Here is a 4905-nt window from a genome sequence, read left to right as displayed (position 1 = left end):
GAATCGTCTGTGAGAAATATATTGAATCCAGTAAGATATATTTCTTCATTTGTTTTCCAAGATATATAGTTATTTACTGGCGCCCTATCGTAACCCCAATCCTGAAATATTAGATTTCCCGTTTCACCAGATGGAACAAGATCGCCGAAAGGCGCGTGAACTTGAGTTCCAGCTTGCGTACTTGGAAAAAACCTTGTTATTTCTATTTGTTCCTTCTGCCATTTGTCAGTAGAGGATATGTCGGAGAAATTCGACGCGACGATATATACCGCTAAAGATTCGCCCGGAAACGTCATACTGGCAGCAATCGCACAGAGACCGACTTGACAGATGGTGCTCGCGCGCGACTGGCGGCGTGGCCGCGAAACAAGGCCGAAATCAGTCATCGATACCCTCCAGAACACACCCGCTACGCGCTTTTCAGAGAACCGCGTATTGTGTCGAGGTTAGGATGGATTCCCGGGCGCTCGCCTCCTCAGGAATGAGGATACCTGAGAGAAATTCTCGTTCCGTAGAGATCGTCCACTCCGTTGCTTTGACCGCCCGCCCCTACCGCCCCAGCAACGTCAAAAAGTGGGCGAGTTCGGCTTTGCTGCGCAGGCCGGTCTTTTCCATCACGCCGCTGATGTGGCTGCGGATGGTGGTGGGTGAGACCTTGAGCTCCGTGGCGATGTCCAGGTCGGTCGCGCCGCGCATCAGCCAGGTGGCGATCCGGGCCTCGGCCGGGGTCAGGCCCAGGGTCTCGCGGAACTTCTCCGCCAGCTCGGCCTGCGGGCGCGGCCAGTTGGCGAGCGTCACCACCGCCTGGCCGGTCTCCAGGCCCCGGTCCCGGAAGGCGTTGGTCAGCGGCGCGACCTGCAGCACCAGCGGGCCGCGCGCCAGATCGCCCGGGATCAGCATCGCGCCCCCGCCCGGCGGCTGGCCCACGGCGCGGGCGATCAGCTGACGCAGCCGCCGGTCCAGCGCCGGGTCGGGCGAGGTCAGGCCCGTCCGCCCCGCCCCCTGGCGCCCCAGCCGCAGCAGGGGGTGGCCGGCCAGGGCCGCCTCCATATGCGCGTTGACATAGGTCGGCGCCCCCTGGGCGTCGAGGATCAGCAGCGGGCCTGAGAGCTGTTCCAGATGCCGCAGCAGGGCGTCGCTCTCGCCGTTCAGCGTGCCGATCCGATAGGCCAGGCCCACCGATTGCCGCAGATGGCCCATGATCCGACGGAACAGGTCGAGCTGGGCCGCCGATTCCGGGCCGTCATGGTGATGCGAAGAGAAGGCGAAGGCGAAGGTGAGGTCGTCGTCCGGGCGGCAATAGCCGGTGATCTGCGAGCGGATGCCCAGCTCCGAGCGCCGCCACAGGTCAAACCCCGGAAAACGCTCGGTGTTGTAGATCGGGTCGCAGCCCTCGAAATAGATGTCGGCCCCGGCGCGGTTGGCCTCGAACAGCACCTGCGGATTCTCCGCGTGCCAGTCGCGGCCATAGGCGGTCAGCACCTCGTCGACCGCCAGGTGGTCGTAGTGGACCATGGTGGCCGACAGCACCCGCCGGCTGTGGGTCTCGTGCAGCACCAGGGTGGCGCCATCCAGCCCCACGGCCCGGCTGATATCGGCGGCGATCGCCGGATACCCCGTCGGGTCGGCGGCCCCGTCATAGATCCGCTCGATGAGCCGGAAGTGGTCCATGGTCATGCCTAGGAGGATATCCGACGACATTCAATCTGGAGGCGAAACCGACATCGGAACGAACGGGCCGACGCCCCGCAGTTGGCGTTCGCCGCCGTGGCGGGCCGGCCGGTCGGCCGGCCCTGATCGGGGCGCGGGGCCGTCGATGACGTCTAGGCGGTCAGCGCCCGGCGGCGGCGCAGCATGGTCCCGGCCATGCCGAAGCCCCCGATCATCAGCGCCCAGGTGGCGGGTTCGGGGACGGGCGCTGTGGCGACCGAGACTTCCAGGGAAGTTGGATTCATCATGATGCGGGCCTGTGTAATCGTCGTGCGACCTAATTCATTTCCATTCAAATCGTAATTGTATTGTTGATACCAGAAAAACGCTTCTAGTTGAGAGCTAATTTTTGAAAAATTGCTAATGCTTATTGGGTTTCCAATTCTCGGATCTGGACTCGATATGTAGTCGCTCATAGAGTCTGTGCTTCTCATGTTGAACATGAGATTCTTACTTGCGCGTCGAAAAGCAAAATCCGACAATTTCACGTCATTTCTATCAAGTGCACGAACGGATACAAATTCTGTTTCGTTGGGTGGATTGTGCGGAATTGAATAGTCTTTTTGAATAAGTTGTCCTGTGTGCTCGCCAAAATCAGGCGCATCTCCAAATTGAATTATGTTTGTTCCGATTACGAGATTAGACATTACTGACGATACTGTACTCCATCCTTCGTATGCGTCAAATGTATTCGGCCCTAATTGAATGTATGGGCCAAATCTCGCAGTATCTACCGTGAAGACCGCTGTGAATTCAGATCCTGCATCAAATCCCGGACCCAGTACGGTCCCGACCTCATTCTCTGCAGACACAACCTTTCCTTTGATGGTGTAGATCAGCGTCACCGCCGAAGCCGGCCCGGCGGCGGCCAGCGCCAGGGCGCACACGCCCGCCGCAAATCCCAACTGTCGCATCATGTTGAAACACCCCAACTTTGCGGCGCCCTTAAGTAGGCCCCGCACCCCATGTTGAGCCGTCAGCATGACCCCACCCGCGCCGTCCGCGCCTCCTCACTTCTGGGGAGCACAGCGAAGAAACCGCCGCGCTTTCAGCCCACCGAGGTCAGCAGGTGGGCCAGTTCCAGCTTGCTGCGGGCGCCGGTCTTTTCCAGCACCTCGCGGATGTGGCTGCGGACGGTGGAGACCTTGACCCCCAGCGCCTGGGCGATGGCCTCGTCGCCGAGGCCGCGCTGCAGGCCCCGGGCCACCCGGGTCTCGGCCTCGGTGAGGCCGAACATCGCCCGCCAGACATCGGCGCGCCCCTCGGCGACCACGTCGGGGTCGTGGATCATGACCAGCAGCTTGGAGGTGCTGCCGAAGGCGGCGACCACGGCGGGCGGGGTCTCGAACACCTCGATCACATAGTTGGGCCGGCCGCTGGGCCGCGCCACCGGCAGCGTCAGCGACCCGGCCGGCGTGGTCAGGCCGACGCCCAGCCGGACCACCCGGCGCGCCCGCTCGAACGCCGCCGCCTCGCCCAGGCCGCGAAAGCGCAGCCGCTGGCCGGACAGGCTGATCCCGTCGTCGCGCCGCAGCAGGTCGCGCCCCGCCGCATTGGCCCAGACCACGCGGCCCGCCCGGTCGAGCAGCAGCACCGCCTGGCGCAGCCGTTCGACACCCAGGGCCAGGGTGGCGCGCTGGTCCATGGCCTCGGTGAACCGGCCGGCGAGCTGGAAGGCGCGCCCGAAGTGCGGCGCGATCAGGTCGAACTTCAGCCGCTCCTCCGGCCGCCGCAGGAGGCCGTTGGGAAAGTGCAGCGCCAGCCCCGCCACCAGGCCGTCGGCGGCCGCCACGGAGCGCCCGATCAGCCGGTGCGAGCCCGCCTGGCGCTTGAGCCAGCGCGAGAACTCGTTGGCGTCGCGCGCCTTGGCGCTGAGCAGTTCATGGGTCTCGAAGGTGATGCCCGGGATCTGGGCCGCCGGGACGGCAAAGTCTTCCTTCCAGATGCCGTCCTGGTACTGCGCGACCGTGGTTTCATCAAAGCCGTGGGCGCCGCTGTTGACATAGACCTCGGCCGAGCCGGGCCGCATCACATAGTGCCAGGCCGCCACCGCCTCGAACTCGCGGGCCACATGCTGCGCCGCCACGCCCATGCCGTCGGTCGACAGGGCCGATTCATAGACCGCGCCGATCAGCCGATGGATGTCGTCAGTCACGACCGCACCCTCTGAACCTTAAGGCGCCGAACGCGACCCCCGCCGCCGCCGCAATGCCGCGCCCGCCATCCCGAACCCGCCGATCAACAAGGCCCAGGTCGAAGGCTCGGGGATCGCGCCGCCGGGCACATAGCGCGGGATGACGCGCAGGTTGCCGGACAGCGCCTGCACGGTCTCAGGAGCCAGGTCCGGCGACAGGCCCACGCTGAAGGTGTGGCTGGCGTCGGTGGCCCCGGCGCCCAGGTGGCGCAGGTCGAGCCGCGCCCAGACGAAGAACTCCTCGCCCGGATCGAGCCGGAAGGTCGCCGCGCCGCAGTTGGGCGTCAGGGTGCGGTTGGTCTCGCCCTGTGCGGCGGTGAGCGTGCCGGTGGTGGCCAGGGCGATGGCGCCGGGGCCGCTGCAGGTGGGCCGGGGCGAGCCCAGGCGGAAGGCGTTGTTGTAGTACCAGTAGTCGCCGTTGGCGACGCTGTCGTCGAGGGTGGAGTCGATGATGTTGAGCTCGGCCTGCACATAGCCCAAGCCGGTGTTGGCGAAGTGCAGCGAGCCCACGAAGGTGCTGACCGCCAGGTCGATGGCTTCTGCGCCGTTCCAGCGATAGCGCTGAACACCGTCGGCGAAGGCGAGCGTCGAGGCGTACTCGCCATTGATGTTGTTTCCGCCAATGGCGTTGGCCGCGCCGTTGGCTGTGACCTTGAGCACCGGCAGGGCGAACTGCCCCTCGCCCGGCGCCGTCGTGACCGAGAGCGAGCCGAAGGTGGGATCGCTGAGGCTCAGGCTGTTGTTCTGTGAGTGGCCGAAGTTGAACTGCTCGGCGAGCTTGCGGCGGTTATCGCCGGCGCATTGCCCGGCGAAGCTGCAGGCGTTGAGATTGCCGCCCGCCATGCTCCACGCCAGCGGCGTGGCCGCCTGGACGGTAGTGATCTCAAGTCCGAACGTGGCGGTGGCGGCCACCGCTGCGGCCAAAATCGCTGCACGGGTGGATTTCATGACATACGCCCTCAAACTGTCGGGGCGAAGCCTCACACGCCTAGATGGACCGC

General features: G+C 64.7%; 5 protein-coding genes. All 5 read right to left on the bottom strand.

All coding sequences use genetic code 11. The features are described from left to right. The coding region (locus ACIQ3R_RS15310; protein WP_397419725.1) for a hypothetical protein at positions 1-386 on the bottom strand (386 nt) is incomplete at its 3' end. A gap of 163 nt (positions 387-549) precedes the next feature. Continuing rightward, the gene (locus ACIQ3R_RS15305) at positions 550-1677 is read right to left on the bottom strand and encodes a helix-turn-helix transcriptional regulator (protein ID WP_397419724.1); all 1128 of its coding nucleotides are present in this window, start codon (positions 1675-1677) and stop codon (positions 550-552) included. 146 nt (positions 1678-1823) lie between these two features. Further along, entirely contained in the window at positions 1824-2693 is an 870-nt protein-coding gene (locus tag ACIQ3R_RS15300; RefSeq protein WP_397419723.1) for a PEPxxWA-CTERM sorting domain-containing protein, read from the bottom strand. Between the two features lie 65 nt (positions 2694-2758). Beyond that, positions 2759-3865, bottom strand: coding sequence for a helix-turn-helix transcriptional regulator (locus tag ACIQ3R_RS15295; RefSeq protein ID WP_397419722.1), 1107 nt, complete (start codon positions 3863-3865; stop codon positions 2759-2761). A gap of 18 nt (positions 3866-3883) precedes the next feature. Continuing rightward, positions 3884-4852, bottom strand: a complete 969-nt coding sequence (locus tag ACIQ3R_RS15290) for a PEPxxWA-CTERM sorting domain-containing protein (protein ID WP_397419721.1) — start codon at positions 4850-4852, stop codon at positions 3884-3886. Between the last annotated feature and the right edge of the window lie 53 nt (positions 4853-4905).

It is taken from the genome of Phenylobacterium sp. (genome assembly GCF_044371015.1).
Classification (GTDB): domain Bacteria; phylum Pseudomonadota; class Alphaproteobacteria; order Caulobacterales; family Caulobacteraceae; genus Phenylobacterium.
Note: the sequence above shows the minus strand (reverse complement) of the source record. Positions and strands in the feature narration are given on the sequence as shown.